This is a genomic window from Seonamhaeicola sp. ABD4_340 (genome assembly GCF_056312135.1).
This window is the reverse complement of the sequence record NZ_CM149981.1, coordinates 1,492,090-1,513,355: the sequence shown is the minus strand read 5'-3', so window position 1 is coordinate 1,513,355 and position 21,266 is coordinate 1,492,090. Positions and strand designations below refer to the sequence as shown.

Here is a 21,266-nt window from a genome sequence, read left to right as displayed (position 1 = left end):
CGTGTTTTAAACATTATCTTTATTAAAATAACCACCCTTATTTTCTTTACGCTCTAAAGATTGCGTAATAATAAGGTGCGCTACATTAACCATGTTTCTTAACTCACAAAGTGAAGGCGTAATTTTAGACTCTCGATACAAATCTTCAACTTCATTGTAAATTACATCTAAATGTTTAATAGCTCTTTTTAAACGTTTATTGCTTCTAACAATACCAACATAATTACGCATTAAAGCTTGTAAACTTTTTAAATTGTGTTTAATTAAAACGTGCTCTTCGGGTATTACGGTGCCTTTATCATTCCATGCAGGAATTATAACATTATGTGCTGGGTATTCTTTTTTTGTATGATGTTTGTAAATATTATGCGCATACACTAAAGCCTCTAACAGTGAATTTGACGCTAACCTATTGGCCCCATGCAAACCTGTTCTAGAACATTCGCCGCAGGCAAATAAATTATCAATTGTAGTTTTGCCTTTTTTATTAACTTTTATGCCACCACATAAGTAGTGTGAAGCTGGCACTACCGGAATCCAATCTTTTTCAACATCAATATGAAGTGATAAACATTTGTTATATATGGTTGGAAAATGTTTTTTAAAACCATCAATATCAAGATGCGTACAATCTAAATACACATGGTTATCACCAGATTTTTTTAATTCGGCATCAATACTTTGTGAAACAATATCACGCGATGCCAATTCTGCACGCTCATCATAATCTGGCATAAAACGGTAGCCTTTTCCATTGCGCAAATACGCCCCAAAGCCTCTAACTGCTTCAGAAATTAAAAAAGCCGATTCGCCTTTTTCCTGATACAATGCTGTTGGGTGAAACTGCACAAACTCCATATCTTTAATACGAGCTTTGGCTCTGTAAGCCATGGCAATACCATCTCCGGTGGCTATAACTGGGTTTGTAGTGTGGCCGTAAACACAACCCATACCGCCCGAAGCCAACAATGTTGCATTAGCTTTTATGGTGAAAATTTCGCCCGTTTTTTGGTTAAAAATATAAGCGCCGTAACAAGTTAACTCATCTGTATTACCTGCTTTTACATGATGATTTGTAACCAAATCTAAAGCAAAATGATGTGGCAATAACGTAATATTCGGTAGTTGATGTACCCTTTTTATAAGTGTACGTTCAATTTCGGCACCGGTTAAGTCTTTATGATGTACAATTCTATATTCAGAGTGGCCACCTTCTTTTCCTAAATCTAAATTTCCAGAGGCATCTTCATCAAAATTAGCGCCCCACTCAATAAGTTCTTTTAGGCGTTTTGGTCCTTCTTTAACAACTAACTCAACTACCTCTTTTTTACATAAACCATCACCCGCAATAAGCGTATCTTTTATGTGTTTTTTAAACGAATCTTCTTCTTTATTAAGCACCACAGCCATACCACCTTGGGCATATTTTGTGTTAGATTCGTCTTCACTATCTTTAGTTATTATAACAACATTTCTATCAGGAAATGTTTCGGCTATTTTAACTGAAAATGTTAAACCCGCAATGCCCGAACCAATAACTAAATAATGCGTTTCTAGCATGGTTTATTTTGAAAGTTCTAACATACGTTCAATAGGTAATAATGCGCGAGACCTTAATGGCTCTGGCACTTCAATGGCTGGTGTTTCGTGTAATAAACACTTGTAAAGTTTTTCCATGGTATTCATTTTCATGAAATGGCACTCACTACACGCACAGGTATTATCTTCAACAGCTGGTGCCGGAATTAACTCTGTGTTTGGCATTTCTAACTGCATTTTGTGTAAAATACCAGCCTCTGTAGCTACAATAAACTTATCATTTTGGTTTTCTTTTACATAATTTATCATGCCTGAAGTTGAGCCAATATAGGTAGCTGTATTTAGAATATGTTCTTCAGATTCTGGGTGGGCTATAATTTTATAATCTGGGTGTTTTTTATGCAATTCAATTAACTTATCCATTGAAAAGGCTTCGTGTACCACACAGCTACCATCCCAAAGCAACATATCTCTGCCTGTTTCTTTCATAATATAACGCCCTAAATTTTTATCGGGTGCAAAAATTATGGGTGTTTCTTTAGGCACGGAATTTACAATTTTAAGCGCGTTTGATGATGTACAAACAATATCACTTAGTGCTTTTATTTCTGCTGAACAGTTTATGTAAGTTATTACAATATGATCTGGATGTTTTTCTTTAAACGCTTTAAATGACTCTGGCGGACAAGAATCTGCCAATGAACAACCTGCGTTTAAATCTGGCAACACTACTTTTTTTGTTGGGTTTATAATTTTTGCAGTTTCGGCCATAAAATGCACACCTGCAAAAACAATAATATCGGCATTTGTTTGTGCTGCTTGTTGTGATAAACCTAAACTATCACCCACATAATCTGCAATATCTTGTATAGCACCTTCTTGGTAATAATGTGCTAAAATAACAGCATTCTTTTCTTTTCTTAACTGGTTTATCTCTTTTACAAAATCCATTTCTTGAATAAATAAGTGTTGTTAAAATTAGCGTTTTTACACGTTAATTTGAAACTAAACTACAAATATCCTAATTATAATTTTTATTGAATTACATTTTTACTAAAAAATAACAATCAATTAAATACAAACGGTGTTTTAATTAAAAAATTAAATATTTGCCAAACAAATACTTGTATTATTTTTAAAATGGTGTTTTTTGTTGCAGTTGCTGTTGCAGTTTATTTAGTAAACATTCGTTTTTATCAAGCTCATTTAAGGCTTGTTGTTTTATATCTTCAAATACGGTTTTTGCGCTATTAAACAACCTTTTGTAGTATGTAATACCATTATTTAAATTGTTTGTAAATGCCATAATGTAGTTAACTTCTTTTTTATTCGTATTGCTTTTTAAAGCATCTATTTTTTTCAAAATAAAATCTATGTAAATATTAAGTTCTTTAATAAACATATTTGGCCTATTTGCATCTGTTACCATATTGTCTCTGCCATAAATATGATCTGTAATATTTTTTAAACTCATTATTTTTGAATAGTAAGCCATATTTGGTCCTGGGCAAACAGAAACACCTTCTCCTTCTACTTTCGTGCTTAAATTATAGGTTAACAAAGCCGATGTGCCTAAACCAACACAGGTGCACGATTTTTGAGTTATACTATTGAATGCTTTCTCATAGGCATCAGCAGATAAATTTTGGGCATCAAGTTCCTTAAGTTTTAAATACTGATACTCTCTTGATGCTGTACAGATACCTTTTTTAGTAAACTCTTTATTGAGAGCCACAAACTTTTTTGGACAAGAACTGCCGGGTCTTTGTTTTAAAATTAGCTTATTTTTTTCAATGTCTTTTGTATTATTTTTTAAACTATTGAATGGCACACCAAGTGGCGAAATATCACTTAAATACAAATCGTTTTCTTGGGCATTTGCCAATTTATTTAGCGTATCATTATCTACAGTGGTAGCTTCTGGCACCAATAAAAATGGGCTACCCCAACCTACAGAATCTAATTTATATTCGTTTAGTAAAAACGAATGTTCCCAATGTGTGCCAACACCACCTTGCGCAGAAATTGCTGTTTCCAATTGAGTTTTTGGCAGCGTTTTACCAGCTGTTTTTAACGCGCCAATTAATATCTCATGTATAGTGTTTGTTAGTATTTCGCGTTTATCTTTAAATTCTTGTAAAACGGGCCCAAGCAAATACCCATCAGTTGCAAAGGCATGCCCTCCACAGTTTAAACCAGATTCTATTCTGTACTCAGAAACCCACAAGCCTTTTTTTGCTAAAAATTTCCCCTGCACTAAAGCCGACCGATAATCACTTACTTTTAAAATTATTTTCTTTTTTATTTGGCCATTTTCATTAGGAAAAAAATCATCAAATTGCGCCATATATGCATACAACCTTGGGTTTAAACCTGCCGATAATACAACTGAAGATTCTAGTTTACTATTTGCAAAACCTCTTAAAGCAGCATGCGCATCATTATATTCTGTTGGTAATTGTTGCTTGTTAAACGTGTTTTCTTTATCAACCTTTGTCATTATGTTAACATCAATACTTCCTTGTTTTAAATGTTTTGACAACCATTTTTTAATTTCAGAAACAGCAATACCACTTTTAAGTAATTTTGTAAATTCTTGTTTTAAAACCGCACCACTTGGCAACATGCTTAAATGGGTTTTTATATCTTCAACTTTATCTAAAGAATCATTTTTTAAAGCTGTGAGTTTTTCATCAACTAAATAATTCATCAAATTCAGGTATGAGGTAATACGTTTTGCTCTAAAATCTTTTACTTTATTGGTTATTTCAGTGTATTGCATTTCAAATTTTTCGCAGTACATTTTTCGTAGTTTTTCTAGCAAAATATCATCTACCAAAGAAATTACAGAGTTTATACCATAGTGTGCAACTTTTAATGGAGTATCAATAGTAAATGCTATACCCATAACTGGGATGTGAAATGAATGAGGTTGTCTCATAGCTATAAAAATTGAATGATTTTTTAGATTATTTGAACTAAGAAAAAACGAAGATAAATTCAGTAATTACTACATAATATGATATTTATCATGCGTAATAACGCACACAGCTAAATACAACCACTAAAATTGCTTACAAAAAGTAAAAAGATATAAAGCGTTTCTTTAATTATTGATAATTTGTTCAACATTATGCCAAATTATTAATAAAACTTAATGCGGGTTAAGGGGCTTTCATAATCCTTTAGTATTTTTACTAACAAATAATTATTAATTATTCATAAAACTAAAGAATGTCTATTGAACCAAAATTAAAGCGATTTAATCATAACGTAATGTCAAAATACCAAATATACAACAGTATATTTATGACTTTACCTTTTGATTCTGTTACAAAAACAGGTGTATTACTTCCTCTTTTTCATGAAACTTGCGAAAAAGGTTTTGCTAAAGGTGATGACCCAACAACTATTGTTGAAACATTCTTTAAAAAATACCAAGCAAGACGCACCGAGGAAAGTCAAATAAACCTACTATTCCGTTTTATTCAGTACATTGAAAGGCAAGTAGTATTATTTGACGCCATTGAAGATGCCGCATTTCCTATTGTAAACAATATGGATGGTGTTGGTACTTTAAGAAACCTTAAAGGCAATGCCAGATCTGAAGGTAAACTTGAAGAATTAAAACAATTTCTTGAAGAATTTAAAGTACGTATAGTGCTAACAGCACACCCAACGCAGTTTTATCCAGGCTCTGTTTTAGGTATTATTACAAACCTTACCGAGGCTATTAAAAACAACGACTTAACTGAAATTAACAACCTGTTTGGGCAGTTAGGTAAAACGCCATTTTTTAAACATAAAAAACCAACCCCTTACCAAGAAGCTAAAAGCCTAATTTGGTATTTAGAAAACGTTTTTTATAAAACATTTGGCGATATATATAACTACATACAATCTAATATTTATGATGATGGTAAAAAACATAACGACATTATAAATATTGGTTTCTGGCCAGGTGGTGACCGCGATGGAAACCCTTTTGTAAAACCAGAAACAACACTTAAAGTTGCCAAAAAGCTTAAAAAAGCAATTCTTAAAAAATACTATCAAGATTTAAGAGATTTACGTAAAAAACTAACTTTTAGAGGTGTTGAAGACAGAATTATACGTTTAGAAACTATAATGTATGATTACAGCATAAACTTAAAATCTAAAAAAGCCATTAGCGTTAAAGAACTAAAGGCAGAACTTTTAAGCATTAGAGATGTAATTGTAAACGAACACCAATCATTATACGTTACCGAAATTAACAACCTTATAAACCGTGTTCATTTATTTGAATACAGGTTTGCATCATTAGATATTAGGCAAGATAGTAGAATACACCACAGTGTATTTACTACCGTTATTGATAGTTTAATTGCTACGGGAACATCATCATTTCCAGAAAATTATCACACTTTATCTGAAGCTGAGCAAATTGAAATACTATCAAAAGCTACCGATGATGTTGGCGATTTAGATGCTTTTGAAGATGAAATGGTTAGAAATACATTAAAAACCATTGCCATTATTAAAGACATTCAAAAAGCAAACGGCGAACGTGGAGCCAACCGTTACATTATAAGCAACAACCAAACAGCCCTTAACGTAATGCAACTTTTTGCTATGTTAAGAATGGTATCTTTTAAAGATGATTTAACGGTTGATGTAGCGCCATTATTTGAAACTATTCCAGATTTAGAAAATGCACCAAGCGTAATGGAGCAACTTTATACAAACCCGGAATATAGAGCGCATTTAAAAGCCAGAGGCAACAAACAACATATTATGTTAGGTTTCTCTGATGGTACTAAAGATGGTGGTTACCTTATGGCCAACTGGGGTATTTATAAAGCCAAAGAATTACTGACTGAAATGTCTAGAAAATACGATGTTACTGTTATTTTCTTTGACGGACGTGGTGGACCACCAGCTCGTGGCGGCGGAAAAACACATAATTTCTACTCATCATTAGGACCTACAATTGAAGATAAAGAAGTACAAATAACTATTCAAGGGCAAACAGTAAGCTCTAACTTTGGTACAAACCATTCTTCACAATACAACTTAGAACAATTAATAAGTTCTGGTATTAAAAATAGAATTGATGGTGAAAAGAATCGCTTATCTGATGAAGATAGAGCTGTTATGACAGACTTAGCTGAAACAAGCTATCAAACCTATAAAGATTTCAAAAGCCACCCAATGTTTATACCATATTTAGAGCGCATGAGTACTTTAAAATACTATGCTAAAACTAATATTGGTAGTAGACCATCAAAACGTGGTACATCTGATAAATTAGTATTCTCAGATCTTAGAGCTATACCTTTTGTTGGTTCTTGGAGCCAATTAAAACAAAATGTACCAGGTTTTTATGGCGTTGGTACTGCACTAAAAGCTTATGAAGACAATGGCGAGTGGCAAAAAGTTGAACAACTTTATAACAATTCAAAATTCTTTAAAACACTTTTAGAAAATAGTATGATGTCTTTAACCAAATCATTCTTTGATTTAACCAAGTATATGGCTAAAGACGAAGAGTTTGGTGCATTTTGGAATATTATTTTTGAAGAATATCAAATTACCAAAAGACTGTTATTAAAGCTTACAGGTTACAGTGAACTTATGGAGAATGAACCATCAGGTAAAGCTTCTATTGAAGTTAGAGAATCTATTGTTTTACCTCTTTTAACTATACAACAGTACGCACTTAAAAAAGTACAAGAGTTAGAAAAAGCTGGGGTAGCAAATGATAATCCTGAGAAGTTAATTTTTGAAAAAATAGTTACACGCTCTCTATTTGGTAATATTAATGCTAGTAGAAATTCAGCTTAATAAAACAACGTAATATTTTAAATAACAAAAAAGCCTTCAAGAAATTGAAGGCTTTTTTTATGTTCTAAATTAAGGAAAAAACTAAAAGTTATAACAACTTTAAACCGGTTACAATTTATAACAAAAAACACATTAAACTTATATTTTAAAATGATTTTTTAGCTTGAAAAGTTAAAATATTGAACCAAAAGGAAATTAGCTTACAATTAAATCAAAAAGAGGTGATTATAGTTTCAATTTAACACAATATCATTACAAAAAACAAGCCCCAAACTTTCGCTTGGGGCTATAAACACCTCTAAGTTAGGGTTAATTTAAAAGTATTAATACCTTAAATAAAAAAAGAGGCTCTTAAAAATACAAAAATAAGAACCTCTTTTTACTAACTATATAATAATCTAAATTTTATTAGTGTTCATTCATTCTAAAATCGGCATAAGCATCCATACCATGCTCATGAGCATCTAAGCCTTCAAGCTCTTCTTTTTCAGAAACTCTAATACCAACTGTTTTCTTCATAATAAAGAAAATTAAGAATGCAGACGGTATACAAATAGCTGCGTATGACAACACACCAACTAATTGACTAATAAACTGATCTACACCAGCTAACGCACCAAACAAACCAACGGCTAAAGTACCCCAAATACCACACACTAAATGTACAGCAATAGCACCTACAGGGTCATCTAATTTAATTTTATCTACAAAACTAACGGCAAATACAATTAAAGCACCAGCAATAGCACCTATAATTATAGCATCTTCAGGTGTCATTTGGTCTGCGCCAGCAGTAATACCAACTAAACCACCTAAAATACCATTTAAAAACATGGTTAAATCTAAGTTTTTATAACGTAAGAATGATACAAAAGCAGACACTACACCACCTGCAGCCGCAGCTAAACATGTAGTTACTAAAGTTAATGATGTTAACTCAGGATCTGCAGATAACACAGAACCACCGTTAAAACCAAACCAACCTAACCATAGTATTAATACACCTGCTGTAGCTAAAGGTATATTGTGGCCAGGAATGGCTTGTGGTTTTCCTTGTTTATCAAACTTACCAATTCTAGCACCAAGTAACCAAACGGCTACTAAAGCAGCCCAACCACCTACAGAGTGCACTAAAGTAGAACCTGCAAAATCATAAAAAGGTGTTTCTCTCATATCTAAGAAACCACCACCCCATTTCCATGAACCAGCTATTGGATAAATTAAACCTACATATATTACTGTAAACATCATAAATGGACCAATTTTAATACGCTCTGCAACAGCACCAGATACTATTGTTGCTGCTGTAGCTGCAAACATACCTTGAAATAAAAAGTCTGTCCACCATGTGTAACCGCCATCGGCATATTCTGGAGTCATTCCGTTTTCTGGCGGCGCTATACCAAAACCAGGAAAGTCAAAAATTCCAGCAGAACCCTCGGCAAAACCAGGGTACATTAAGTTAAAACCTGCTATGTAGTATAACAGCAGCCCAACTGTAATGATAAAAATATTTTTAAATAAAATGTTAATAGTATTTTTTTGTCTTGTAAGTCCTATTTCTAAAAAAGCAAATCCTGTGTGCATAAAAAACACAAGTGCCGTACAAATCATCATCCATACGTTATTTGCTGTAAATAATCCTTCCATAATTCGTTTTCTTTAAGAGTTTTTAATTTAGTTGTTGTTATTTTAATGTGTCTCCACCTTTTTCGCCAGTTCGTATTCTGTAGCATTCTGAAACGTCAGACACGAAAATTTTTCCGTCTCCAACCTCACCAGTTGCAGCTGAATTTAAAATGGCTTTAATTGTAGTTTCTTCGAAATCATTATTTACAACTATAGATAAATATCTACGTTGAATATCACTAGTACTGTAAGACACACCGCGGTAAACGTGCCCTTCTTTTTCATTTCCCAGACCGGTTACGTCCCAGTAAGAAAAAAAGTTAACTCCAACATCGTGCAAAGCTTCTTTTACAGCACTGTACTTGGATTTTCTAATGATTGCTTCAATTTTTTTCATAATATTTAATTTTAATAATTTGTTTAATTAGTAACAAATTGCGTGTTAGTTGGTACAATATAAGTTATTGGTTGCGTTTATTGAAAATTGAAATATTTTTTTTCATCAAAAATGGATGCCTTAAGGAAATTCTCAGGCATCCATTTTATCAAGCTTAAAAGCTTATTTTATAAAGAAATACTAATCTTCTATTTCTCTCTGTCTTTTACCAGGGTAAGCTAATGCACCGTGTTCTGATAAATCAAGACCTTCAATTTCTTCTTTTTCAGTAACTCTAAGTCCCATTGTTTTCTTAAGCACAAAGAAGAAAATAAATGATGTTACAACTGCCCAAGCAGCGTATGCAAGTGTACCTATTAATTGCGTTACAAACTGACTTGAACCACCGCCATTGAATAAACCAATACCAGCATCGCCATCAATTCCCCATAAACCAATTACAAGTGTTCCCCAAGCACCGGCTAAACCGTGTACTGAAAACGCACCAACAGCATCATCAATTTTTAATTTTTGCTCAACAAACTCCATTGAGAATACTACAATAATACCACCAATTAAACCAGCTATTATTGCACCACCTTCGCCCATGTTACCACATCCTGCAGTAATACTTACTAAACCAGCTAAGGCTCCGTTTAATGTCATATCTAAATTTGGTTTTTTGTATTTAACCCAAGAGATTATCAATGCACCTAAAGCACCACCAGAAGCAGCTAAGTTAGTAACCAATACTACCATAGAAGCACCTACAGCATCATCTCCACCCCAAGCTAATTGAGAACCACCGTTAAAACCAAACCATCCGAACCATAGGATAAATACACCTAAAGCACCTAATAATTTGTTATGACCTGGAATTTCAACAGCTTTACCATCTTCGGTATATTTTCCTAATCTTGGACCAACTAATGCAGCACCAATTAATGCAGCCCAACCACCTACAGCGTGTACAATTGAAGAACCAGCAAAGTCAATAAAGCCCATTTGAGCTAACCAACCATCGCCATTCCATTGCCATCCACCTGCTATTGGGTAAATTAAAGCAGTCATTACAATAGAGAAAATGATATACGTGTTATATTTTGTTCTACCAGCAATAGCACCTGATACAATAGTTGCAGCAGTAGCACAAAATACAGTTTGAAAGAATAAATCTGCAGGTCCTTGGTTAAAAGCAAAACCACTCCAACCAATCCAACCATTAGTATCTCCATACATTAATGAGTAACCTACACCCCAATAAACAAGTGATCCTACGGCTATATCTAGTACGTTTTTCATGGCTATATTAACCACGTTTTTAGAACGTGTCATTCCAGACTCCACTAACGTGAATCCTGCTTGCATTAAAAATACTAAGATACCAGATATAAGCATCCATAGCATTCCCATATCGCCTTCAATAGCGGCGGTGTCTTGAAAAAAAAGAGGTATGTTGTATAAAGACATAATAATTGTTTTACGGTTAGTAATTTATTTTTTTTGAAATGTTTAGGTGCTCTGCTACAGAACACCTAAACTGTATTATATATATTAGAAAGAGTAGATTGCGGCTAAAGTAAATGCAGCTAAGTTATCTGCCGCAGCACCATCACTATCAATGTATGGCATATCATTACTCCAAGAATCTAATCTGATTTCTGGCTTAATAATTAAGTTATCAACAGTATAGCTACCAGTTAAAGTTGTAGCAAATACACTTTCTTCTGCTGGGTTAGCATCACCGTGTAAAGCATAGTACTCACCTCTTAAACCAATTGAAAAGCTATCAGAAGTTGCAACTTGAGGATATAGTGCAGCACCGTAGAAACCAGAACCGTCGTTGTCATTATAAGCAGCATTGATACCTAAAAAGAATGAATCAGATAAATCAAAACCACCAGTATAATCAACTTCAAAACCTAAACCACCATTGTTTCCACTGTCATAATATAGGTTTAAGAATTGCCCTTTATACCCTAATTGAGCACCTAAAGCATACTCGCCTGTCATAGAAACATCATTAGTATCCCATGGGTTAGTAATTGCTAACATTAAGCTAAAGTCATCAGATAAAGCAAAATCTGCTTTTAAACCCATATGAGAAAAAGGTCCACTAGAGAATAAGTAAGACGTACTGTAGTTAAAGTTTGCTGCTGGCGCAATAACTTCATACCCTAAAAATGTATTCCATCTACCAAATGTTAATGTAGTGCTTTCAGATACATTCCAGTAAACATAAGCTTGATTTACAATACCATCAACAATATCGCTATTAAAAGTTGCACCGGCACCTCTTGGTCCAGTTACTAAATCTAAAACTACTCCAGCTTTTTCACCTTCGTAACTAGCAATAATATTTGCCATACCTAAAGCAAAACCAGATTTTCCTGCAAAAGCAGTTCCAAAAGAAACGCCTGCATCATCAGGAGCAGTTAAATATGTTTGATAATAAGCATCAACACTACCTGAAATTGTTAAAGGTGATTTTTTCTCTTCTTCTTGTGCAAATAAAAAAGTTGCTACAAAAAGGAATGAAAGCGTAAATAATTTTTTCATAATTGTTTTCATTTAAGATTAATTTTTATTAGTTATTTTCCTTAAGAACGAGGCTAAACTATGTCAAAAACTTTTAACCCCCATAAAAAATAGGGGTAAATGAATAACTTTTGATGATATTTTAATTTTACCCCCATTTTTTTAGGGGTATTATGTTTATTTTTTAATTTTTTAATTTTTTAACAACTCGTTAAATTGAATTATTGTCAGTATTTTCAAAGTTTTAATTGTGTTATTTTCAATAACCTCAAGTTTTGTTATGATTAATTCACATATCCGCATTTATCATTGCATTTTAGCAATTGAATATTTATTAAAATTATAGACTAATATTAACATATAATTATTTTTAGCTCTACTTCACCATTAAAATCGAAATAATGAATTCACCATTATTATATATTTAAAATGTATGCCTATCTTAGCTTACTTAGTCACGCTTTAAACCAATATAATTAGTTGATTATGCTTAAGAAACAAGGATTGTATTCGCCGGAATTTGAACACGAAAACTGTGGTGCCGGCTTTATTTGTAATCTTAAAGGAGAAAAAACAAATCAAATCATTCATGATGCTTTAGAAATTTTAGTGAAACTAGAGCATCGTGGTGGTGTTAGTGCCGATGGAAAAACAGGTGATGGTGCTGGTTTATTAATTGATATCCCTCATGATTATTTTAACCGCGTATGTAATTTTAATTTACCTGCGCCCAGAGAGTATGCCGTTGGTATGGTGTTTTTACCAAAAATTAAAAACCAATACCAATTTTGCAAAAACATTTTTGAACGAGAAATAAAAGCACAAGGGCTTTCTATTTTAGGATGGAGAACTGTACCTGTAGATTCATCGCAATTAGGAGCCATTGCTAAAGCATCTGAACCAGAAATTGAACAAATTTTTATTGGTAAAACTGATGCCATAGAAGAAGCTACTTTTAAAGCCAAATTATACGCTGCCAGAAAAATAGCTGAGCATGAAATTAGGTTATCTAAAATTTCACAAAGTGATTATTTTTACATTCCAAGTTTATCAACAACAACCTTAATATATAAAGGTATTATAATGCCTGAAGATATTGGGCCTTATTATACAGATTTACAGCAACAAGACCTTGTTACTAGGTTAGCGCTGGTACACCAACGTTTCTCTACTAACACCATGCCCGCTTGGGAGTTAGCACAACCATTCCGCTTTATGTGTCAAAATGGTGAAATTAACACCCTAAGAGGTAACGTAAGTAGAATGCGCGTGCGCGAAGAAATCATGAAAAGTGATGTTTTTGGCCCACAAATAGATAAACTTTTTCCTATTGTATTGCCAGGAAAATCAGATTCTGCATCAATGGATATGGTGGTAGAACTTTTAACACACACTAATCGTTCTTTACCAGAAATCATGATGATGATGATTCCTGAAGCATGGGAAAAACACAACACCATGAGCCCAGAAAAAAAGGCATTTTATGAATACAATTGCTGTATCATGGAGCCTTGGGATGGGCCTGCATCTATACCATTTACTGATGGTGATTATATTGGTGCTCTTTTAGATAGAAATGGCCTTAGACCATCACGCTACACCCTTACCAAAAGCGGTAAACTAATTATGTCTTCAGAAGTTGGTGTTGTTGATATTGACCCAACAGATATTGAAAAACACGGACGCCTAGAACCAGGTAAAATGTTCTTAGTTGATATGAACGAAGGACGTATTATTGGTGATGACGAAATAAAAAATAAAATAGTTTCTGAAAGACCATATAAAGAATGGTTAGATAAAACAAGGCTACACTTAAGAGATGTACCTTACACCAATGAAACTTGCCCAATAGAAACTATTGATACTAAAACACGCCAACGCCTATTTAACTATACCATTGAAGACATACAAGATGTTATAACACCAATGGCGCAAAAAGGCAAAGAAGCTCTTGGCTCAATGGGTATTGATACGCCTTTGGCTGTGTTATCAGACAGACCTCAACTAATTTCAAACTACTTTAAACAATTATTTGCGCAAGTAACAAACCCACCATTAGATGGTATACGCGAAGAAATTGTAACCGATATTAGTTTAAATCTTGGTAAAGACCGCAATATTTTCAGCATTACTGAAAGACAGTGTAGAAAATTAAGAATTCAAAACCCTGTTATTTCTAATGCCGATTTAGAAAAAATTAGAACCATTAATATTGAAAGCTTTAAAGCAGAAACCATCCACATGTTATATCCTAAAGAACAAGGATTAAACGGATTGGAAAATGCTTTAGAAGATATTATAAAACAAGTTGAAAAAGCACTTGATAGAAAAACAAATATTATCATTCTATCAGACAGAGGTGTAAATAAAGATTTCGCACCTATTCCTGCCTTATTAGCGTGTTCATATGTAAACCACCAATTAAACCGTTTACGTAAGCGTTCATATTTTGATATTATTATTGAATCTGCCGAACCTCGTGAACCACACCACTTTGCCACATTATTTGGCTATGGTGCATCTGCAATTAACCCGTACATGGTTAATGAAATTATTAGAATGCAGGTAAAAGAAGGTTTTATTACAGATTACAATGAAGATGAAGCTGTAGAAAACTTCAACAAAGCCATTGGTAAAGGCTTATTAAAAATTATGAATAAAATTGGAATCTCTACATTACACTCATACAGAGGTTCTCAAATTTTTGAAATTGTTGGTTTCAACTCTGCATTTGTTGAAAAATATTTCCCATATACAGCCTCAAGAATTGAAGGTATTGGTTTATATGAAATTGAAAAAGAAATTAGCGAACGCTATAAATACGCTTATCCAGATACACAAATTAAAAACCGCTTAGGTTTAAATATTGGAGGCGATTACCGTTGGAGACGTAATGGCGAGCGCCACATGTTTAACCCAACAACAGTTGCTAAATTACAACAAGCTGTTAGGTTAAGTGATCAAAAAAGTTACGATATTTACTCAAAAACCATCAACGAACAAGCCGAAAGGTTAATGACTATTCGTGGTTTATTTGAGTTTGATAAATTAGACCCAATTCCTATTGAAGAAGTAGAACCTTGGACAGAAATTGTTAAGCGTTTTAAAACAGGCGCTATGTCTTACGGGTCTATTTCTAGAGAAGCTCACGAAAACCTAGCCATTGCCATGAACCGTATTGGCGGTAAATCTAACTCTGGCGAAGGTGGCGAAGACAGACGTCGTTTCCAAAAAGACGTTAATGGCGATAGCCGTAACTCTGCCATTAAACAGGTTGCTTCAGGGCGTTTTGGTGTAACATCACACTATTTATCAAACGCCAAAGAAATTCAAATTAAAATGGCACAAGGTGCTAAACCTGGTGAAGGTGGCCAGCTTCCTGGTGAAAAAGTTTTACCATGGATTGCAGATGCCAGAAACTCTACACCGTTTGTTGGTTTAATTTCACCACCGCCACATCACGATATTTACTCTATTGAAGATTTAGCGCAATTAATTTACGATCTTAAAAATGCTAATCGTGATGCTAGAATTAACGTTAAATTAGTATCTGAAGTTGGTGTTGGTACCATTGCTGCCGGCGTAGCTAAAGCCAAAGCTGATGTTGTACTTATTTCAGGGTTTGATGGTGGTACTGGAGCTTCTCCTTTAACATCATTAAAACACGCTGGTTTACCTTGGGAGCTTGGTTTATCTGAAGCGCAACAAACATTAGTTCTTAATAACTTACGAAGTAGAATTGTTGTTGAATGTGACGGACAATTAAAAACAGGACGTGACGTAGCCATTGCTGCATTACTTGGCGCTGAAGAGTTTGGTTTTGCAACCGCACCATTAGTGGCATCGGGTTGTATCATGATGCGCAAATGCCATTTAAACACATGTCCGGTAGGTGTTGCTACACAAGACAAAGAGTTGCGTAAAAACTTTAAAGGCACGCCAGAACACGTTATTAACTTCTTCTACTATGTTGCCGAAGAATTAAGAGGTATTATGGCACAATTAGGGTTCAGAACAATTTCTGAAATGGTAGGGCAAACCCAAAAAATAAACGCTAATAAAGCTATAAAACACTATAAAGCCAAAGGTTTAGATTTATCTAGTATTTTACACAGACCTGCCGAGTATAATAATCTTACTATTAGAAATACTGAAAAACAAGATCATGATTTAGAGGACGTTTTAGATTTCAAAATATTAAAAGATTCTCACAGAGCTTTATACCGTAAAGAGAAAACAAATTTATCATACAAAATAAGCAACATTAACAGAACAGTTGGTGCTATTGTTAGTAACGAAATTTCTAAAATTTATGGCCATTTAGGCTTACCTGAAGACACGTTGAACATCAATTTCACAGGTTCGGCAGGACAAAGTTTTGGCGCTTTTGGTGCACACGGTTTAACCTTTAAATTAGAAGGAAACACAAACGATTACCTTGGTAAAGGTTTATCTGGTGCAAAACTAATTGTTAAAAAACCAACCCAAGCCGATTTTGTTGCCGAAGAAAACATTATTGTGGGTAATGTATGCTTATTTGGTGCCGTACAAGGTGAAGCCTACATTAACGGTATTGCTGGTGAGCGTTTTGCTGTACGTAACTCTGGTGCAACTGCGGTTGTTGAAGGTGTTGGAGACCACTGTTGTGAGTATATGACTGGTGGTAAAATAGTAGTACTTGGTAAAACAGGCAGAAATTTTGCCGCAGGTATGAGCGGTGGTTATGCCTTTGTTTTAAATGAAGCTGATCAATTTACAAAAGGTTTATGTAATGAAGAAACAATTGATTTTGATCCTATTACCGAAGCTGATGAAGCAGAATTAAAACAACTAATAACAAACCACGTAGCCTACACAAATAGTAATAAAGGTAAAGACGTTTTAGCAAACTGGAATGATTACTTACCTAAGTTTGTAAAAGTAATGCCAAAAGAATATAAAGTAGCTTTAGAAAGAATAGCTAACGAAGAACCAATGGTTGAAGAATTAACAATTGCATAGTCATGGGAAAAGTAACAGGATTTAAAGAATTTGAAAGACAAGACGAAGCTTACAAATCAGTTGATGAACGTGTAAAACATTATAAAGAATTTACTGTTCCGTTATCTGAGGAAGAAATATCAAAACAAGGATCACGTTGTATGGACTGCGGTATTCCGTTTTGCCATAGTGGTTGCCCGCTTGGTAATTTAATTCCAGATTTTAACCACATGGTTCATCAAGGCGAATGGAAAAAAGCTTCTTGGATATTACACTCAACTAACAATTTCCCAGAATTTACAGGTAGATTATGTCCTGCACCATGTGAAAAATCATGTGTGTTAGGTATTATTGAAGACCCTGTATCTATTGAAAATATTGAAAAAAATATCGTTGAACGTGCTTTTAAAGAAGGCTGGATAAAACCTCAACCACCAAAAGTACGTACTGGTAAAACTGTAGCTGTTGTAGGCTCAGGACCTGCTGGTTTAGCTACAGCGCAACAATTAAACAGAGCTGGCCATACAGTAACTGTTTTTGAACGTGACGATGAAATAGGTGGTTTGTTACGCTATGGTATTCCTAACTTTAAAATGGAAAAAGGTATCATAGATAGACGTGTAGCAATATTAGAAGCCGAAGGAATCACCTTTAAAACCAATGTAAATGTTGGGGTTAATTATGATGTGAAAGAATTAAAGGCTTTTGATGCTATTGTACTTTGTGGCGGTGCTACAGAAAGACGTAGCTTACCAACACCTGGCATTGATGCCGATGGTGTTGTACAAGCAATGCACTTTTTAACACAACAAACAAAAGTTGTTTTTGGTAAAGAAGTAAAAGATCAAGTATTAGCTACTGGTAAAGATGTAATTGTAATTGGTGGTGGTGATACTGGTTCAGATTGTATTGGAACATCAAACCGCCAAGGTGCAAAATCTGTTACTAACTTTGAAATTATGCCAAAACCTCCGGGGCACCGTTCGCCATCTACTCCTTGGCCTTATTGGCCATTACAGCTAAAAACATCCTCTTCACACGAAGAAGGCGTTGAACGCAACTGGCTAATTAACACTAAAGAATTTGTTAAAGATAAAAACGGAAAATTAACAGCCTTAAAAACGGTTAATGTTGAATGGGAAATGATTCCTGGTGAAAGACCAAAATTGGTTGAAATTGAAGGTACTGAAAAAACATGGCCTTGTGATTTAGCTTTATTAGCTTTAGGTTTTACAGGTCCTGAAAGTACTTTAGCCGATAAATTAGGTATTGAAAAAGATGCGCGCTCAAATTACAAAGCTGAATATGGTAAATACCAAACAAATGTACCAAACATTTTTGCTGCTGGCGATATGCGCCGTGGGCAATCTTTAATTGTTTGGGCAATTTCTGAAGGTAGAGAAGCTGCAAGACAAGTTGATATATTTTTAATGGGAAAATCAGACCTTCCAACTAAAAATGCTGAAGGTGATTTAGTAGCTCTTTAAAAACTATATATAATCCAGAAAAAAAGCGAACTTAAAAGTTCGCTTTTTTTATGCTTATAAATTGATTAACTGTTTTAAAAAACCTTCTTTAGTACTTAATGATACTTTAACTTTCTCACTATTACTCATAACAGCATATGGTGGTTTTGTTTTTGTATATTTTTTAACGTGACTTAAGTTTACTAAACAGGACTGACTCACTCTGTAAAAACCACTTTCTTGTAACATTTCTTCAAAACGCTTTAGGGTTTTTGAACTTGTTATTTTCTTTCCATTTTCAATATAAATATCAGTATAATTTACTTTAGCTTCACAATAAATAATATTAGAAACATTTAAAACAACACACTCATTGGCTGTATTTACACTTATTCTTTTTTTAGTATTATCTTCTTTTAAGTTATAAAGTAAGGTATCTATTTTTGTACTAACATCTTGTGTAGATTTTTGAGATTTTAACCTATTTACAACCTCATCAAAATCATCAAAATCAATAGGTTTTAACAAATAATGTAGCGCTGCAAACTTAAACGCTTTTACGGCATATTTACTGTAGGCCGTTGTAAAAACAACCATAAAATTTAAATGTGCTACTTGCTTCAAGTACTCAAAACCTGTGGTATTATTTATTTCAACATCTAAAAAAACTAAATTGGGCTTTAAGGTATTTGTGGCTTCTACAGCATCTGCAACATTAGTACATGTTTTTAAAACATTAAAAACATGATTGTATTTGCTTGTTAGTTTAAGTAAAGCATCAATACAATGCTGTTCATCATCTATAATTATTGTATTAATCATCATTTAAATATGCTATTTGAAATGGTAATATAACTTCTACTCTGGTACCAACTGGTTTACTTATAATTTTAACCTGTGCATTTGTTTTTTGGGTTTTGTTTATTACTGCAATTCTATCGTTTGTAATTTTAATTCCTAATGATGTATGCTCAATATTCTTTTTGTTTTTAGAAGCTATACCAACACCATTATCATCTACACTGTAACACAACTGTTGGTTGTTTATTTTTTTTATTTGAATAGTAATAACTCCTTCAACATCTAGTTTAGATATACCATGCCAAATAGCATTTTCAACAAAGGGTTGCATAATCATTGATGGCACTAGCGTATTGTTTATGTCTATATTTTCATCAATATTAATTAGGTAATTAAACCCGTTAGGAAGACGTTTTTTTTCAATATCTAAATAATTTTCTAATAACTTTATATCTTCTTCAACAGTAATGTTTTCATACATACTAACCTCTAAAGTTTGCCGCATTAATTTAGAGAACTTAGTGAGATAATTTGAAGCATCATCAACCTTATTACTAACAATATAATTATTTATAGCGTTTAAGGTGTTGAATATAAAATGCGGATTCATTTGTGCACGTAGCGCTTTTAATTCGGTTGTTGCAACTTTGGCGTTATAATCGGCTTTTTGTTTCTTCTTATAAAAAACCATTAAACCTATTATAAAACATACAACAATACTACCTCCTAATAAATAGGTGGTTTTTATAAATTTTTGTCTTTTTAACTCATTTGTAAAAAGTAACTGTTCTTGTTTATGGTTATTTTCTAATATATTTTTTTCGTTTTGATACTTATATTTTTCTTCAAGTCTTACCAGCTCTTCTTTGTTTTCTATAGAATTAAAACTGTCTTTTAATGTAACAGCCTCGCTTAAATAATTATAAGCGTTTTTATAGTTTTTTAATTGCTTATTTACTTGAGTTAAACCTTCTAAAGCTGAGACTTGTAATGATAAGCTTTGCGCATTTTTTGCTAAACTATAGGCCTTTTTATAGTTTATTTTAGCTTTATTTAAACTGTTTGTGTTTAGGTAATTTTCACCAATGTACTCATAAACTATTGCTAAATTATTAGTGTTGCCTAAAGTTTCATATAACGTTTTTGCTTTATTAAAATAGTTTAGGGCTTGGTTATGTTTTTTTAAACCAACGTTTACAATTCCTATGTTTGTTAATGCATTAGCCATACCTAATTTATTGCCGTTTTTTTGCATTATATCATACGATTTTTGATAATTATTAATGGCTTTTTGTTGTTGCTTTAAATAATCATAAATATTACCAATGTTGTTAAAACTATTGGCTAAACCGTATTCATACTCTAACTTTTGGTAAATTTTTGCAGCTTTTTCATGATACACTAAGGCCTTATTATAAGTTTTTAATTTAGTATATAAAATACCTAAGTTTTGGCTAGCATTTGCAAAATCTAAACTAATAGTATCATTTAAATTTCTATAAATAGTAAGTGCTTCTAAATACTTTGATAAAGATGATGGATAATCAGACAAATACATGTAGTTTATACCCATACTATTAAGCATTTTTGCCATTAAAACACTATCGTTTGCTTTTTTAAATGCCTCAAAAGCTTGAACATTACAATTGTTAGCCTTTACATAATTGCTTTTATTAAAATAAATAAGGCCTTTGTTATAAATAAGGCGTGCTTGTTTATTGTAGTTGTTATTGGTTTTATATATTTCACCAGCTTTATCATACATGGCCAATGCCATAGAATCTTTACCAATTGTTGAGTAATTATGCCCTTTATATTGGTATGCTCTGGCCTCCTTATCGGGATCTTTTAAATTTTTGGCAATAACAATAGCTTCATCCAATACTTTTAAACCTTTATTGGCATTTATGTTATAGTAGTAATAGCCAAGGTCTGTTAGCAAATTCAATCGTGTAGAATCTGCCAATTTTATGTTTTTTAATTGGTTTTCTAAAGAATCAATTTCTTTTTGCTGAGCAACCAAAAATGAACTTAGTAAAAAAAACAAGTAACTTATTTTTTTACACATACAAAAGGGTTAAAATATTGTTGTTAAGCCAAATATATAAACA

Annotated in this window: 12 protein-coding genes; 3 read left to right on the top strand and 9 right to left on the bottom strand. The window is 33.1% G+C overall.

Translation table 11 applies throughout. The annotated features are described in order from the left end of the window. Window positions 1-6 precede the first annotated feature (6 nt). The 3 genes from nadB to ACYX4H_RS06570 all read right to left on the bottom strand — a co-directional run bounded on the left by nadB (window position 7) and on the right by ACYX4H_RS06570 (window position 4,480). Window positions 7-1,560, bottom strand: coding sequence for an L-aspartate oxidase (nadB, locus tag ACYX4H_RS06580; protein ID WP_476238419.1), 1,554 nt, complete (start codon window positions 1,558-1,560; stop codon window positions 7-9). Window positions 1,561-1,563: 3 nt separating this feature from the next. After that, window positions 1,564-2,490: a quinolinate synthase NadA gene (gene nadA / locus ACYX4H_RS06575; RefSeq protein WP_476238418.1), complete on the bottom strand. Its 927-nt coding sequence runs from the start codon at window positions 2,488-2,490 to the stop codon at window positions 1,564-1,566. Window positions 2,491-2,674: 184 nt separating this feature from the next. Beyond that, window positions 2,675-4,480 (bottom strand): hypothetical protein, encoded by a 1,806-nt coding sequence (locus ACYX4H_RS06570; RefSeq protein WP_476238417.1) that lies wholly within the window; start codon window positions 4,478-4,480, stop codon window positions 2,675-2,677. Window positions 4,481-4,773: 293 nt separating this feature from the next. Between ACYX4H_RS06570 and ACYX4H_RS06565 the strand changes: the two genes are divergently transcribed. Beyond that, complete coding sequence (locus ACYX4H_RS06565) at window positions 4,774-7,365, top strand: phosphoenolpyruvate carboxylase (protein ID WP_475294831.1); 2,592 nt, start codon at window positions 4,774-4,776, stop codon at window positions 7,363-7,365. A 408-nt stretch (window positions 7,366-7,773) separates the two neighbouring features. On the opposite strand, the gene ACYX4H_RS06560 is transcribed toward ACYX4H_RS06565, so the two are convergent. From ACYX4H_RS06560 to ACYX4H_RS06545, 4 genes are all read right to left on the bottom strand, one after another. Beyond that, window positions 7,774-9,015: an ammonium transporter gene (locus tag ACYX4H_RS06560; RefSeq protein ID WP_476238416.1), complete on the bottom strand. Its 1,242-nt coding sequence runs from the start codon at window positions 9,013-9,015 to the stop codon at window positions 7,774-7,776. A gap of 37 nt (window positions 9,016-9,052) precedes the next feature. Continuing rightward, window positions 9,053-9,391: a P-II family nitrogen regulator gene (locus tag ACYX4H_RS06555; protein WP_476238415.1), complete on the bottom strand. Its 339-nt coding sequence runs from the start codon at window positions 9,389-9,391 to the stop codon at window positions 9,053-9,055. Between the two features lie 180 nt (window positions 9,392-9,571). After that, window positions 9,572-10,840 (bottom strand): ammonium transporter, encoded by a 1,269-nt coding sequence (locus tag ACYX4H_RS06550; RefSeq protein WP_476238414.1) that lies wholly within the window; start codon window positions 10,838-10,840, stop codon window positions 9,572-9,574. A gap of 84 nt (window positions 10,841-10,924) precedes the next feature. Beyond that, the gene (locus ACYX4H_RS06545) at window positions 10,925-11,929 is read right to left on the bottom strand and encodes an outer membrane beta-barrel protein (RefSeq protein ID WP_476238412.1); all 1,005 of its coding nucleotides are present in this window, start codon (window positions 11,927-11,929) and stop codon (window positions 10,925-10,927) included. Window positions 11,930-12,394: 465 nt separating this feature from the next. Between ACYX4H_RS06545 and gltB the strand changes: the two genes are divergently transcribed. Together gltB and ACYX4H_RS06535 are read left to right on the top strand one after the other, a co-directional pair. Then, window positions 12,395-16,909: a glutamate synthase large subunit gene (gene gltB / locus ACYX4H_RS06540; RefSeq protein ID WP_475294836.1), complete on the top strand. Its 4,515-nt coding sequence runs from the start codon at window positions 12,395-12,397 to the stop codon at window positions 16,907-16,909. 2 nt (window positions 16,910-16,911) lie between these two features. Then, window positions 16,912-18,375, top strand: coding sequence for a glutamate synthase subunit beta (locus tag ACYX4H_RS06535; protein WP_476238411.1), 1,464 nt, complete (start codon window positions 16,912-16,914; stop codon window positions 18,373-18,375). Between the two features lie 54 nt (window positions 18,376-18,429). Here the strand turns inward: ACYX4H_RS06535 and ACYX4H_RS06530 are convergent, their stop codons facing one another. Together ACYX4H_RS06530 and ACYX4H_RS06525 are read right to left on the bottom strand one after the other, a co-directional pair. Then, window positions 18,430-19,179 (bottom strand): LytR/AlgR family response regulator transcription factor, encoded by a 750-nt coding sequence (locus ACYX4H_RS06530; RefSeq protein WP_476238410.1) that lies wholly within the window; start codon window positions 19,177-19,179, stop codon window positions 18,430-18,432. Beyond that, on the bottom strand, window positions 19,169-21,202 hold the full coding sequence (locus tag ACYX4H_RS06525) for a tetratricopeptide repeat-containing sensor histidine kinase (protein ID WP_476238409.1): 2,034 nt from the start codon (window positions 21,200-21,202) through the stop codon (window positions 19,169-19,171). The genes ACYX4H_RS06530 and ACYX4H_RS06525 overlap by 11 nt, the downstream gene beginning before the upstream one ends. Window positions 21,203-21,266 lie beyond the last annotated feature (64 nt).

What these genes read in the sequence shown, in the direction of transcription:
- nadA (WP_476238418.1), bottom strand. Translation starts at nt 2,490, where the DNA reads ATGGATTTTGTAAAAGAGATAAACCAGTTAAGAAAAGAAAAGAATGCT.
- ACYX4H_RS06545 (WP_476238412.1), bottom strand. Translation starts at nt 11,929, where the DNA reads ATGAAAAAATTATTTACGCTTTCATTCCTTTTTGTAGCAACTTTTTTA.
- ACYX4H_RS06530 (WP_476238410.1), bottom strand. Translation starts at nt 19,179, where the DNA reads ATGATGATTAATACAATAATTATAGATGATGAACAGCATTGTATTGAT.
- ACYX4H_RS06555 (WP_476238415.1), bottom strand. Translation starts at nt 9,391, where the DNA reads ATGAAAAAAATTGAAGCAATCATTAGAAAATCCAAGTACAGTGCTGTA.
- ACYX4H_RS06550 (WP_476238414.1), bottom strand. Translation starts at nt 10,840, where the DNA reads ATGTCTTTATACAACATACCTCTTTTTTTTCAAGACACCGCCGCTATT.
- gltB (WP_475294836.1), top strand. Translation starts at nt 12,395, where the DNA reads ATGCTTAAGAAACAAGGATTGTATTCGCCGGAATTTGAACACGAAAAC.
- ACYX4H_RS06560 (WP_476238416.1), bottom strand. Translation starts at nt 9,015, where the DNA reads ATGGAAGGATTATTTACAGCAAATAACGTATGGATGATGATTTGTACG.
- ACYX4H_RS06535 (WP_476238411.1), top strand. Translation starts at nt 16,912, where the DNA reads ATGGGAAAAGTAACAGGATTTAAAGAATTTGAAAGACAAGACGAAGCT.
- ACYX4H_RS06565 (WP_475294831.1), top strand. Translation starts at nt 4,774, where the DNA reads ATGTCTATTGAACCAAAATTAAAGCGATTTAATCATAACGTAATGTCA.
- nadB (WP_476238419.1), bottom strand. Translation starts at nt 1,560, where the DNA reads ATGCTAGAAACGCATTATTTAGTTATTGGTTCGGGCATTGCGGGTTTA.
- ACYX4H_RS06570 (WP_476238417.1), bottom strand. Translation starts at nt 4,480, where the DNA reads ATGAGACAACCTCATTCATTTCACATCCCAGTTATGGGTATAGCATTT.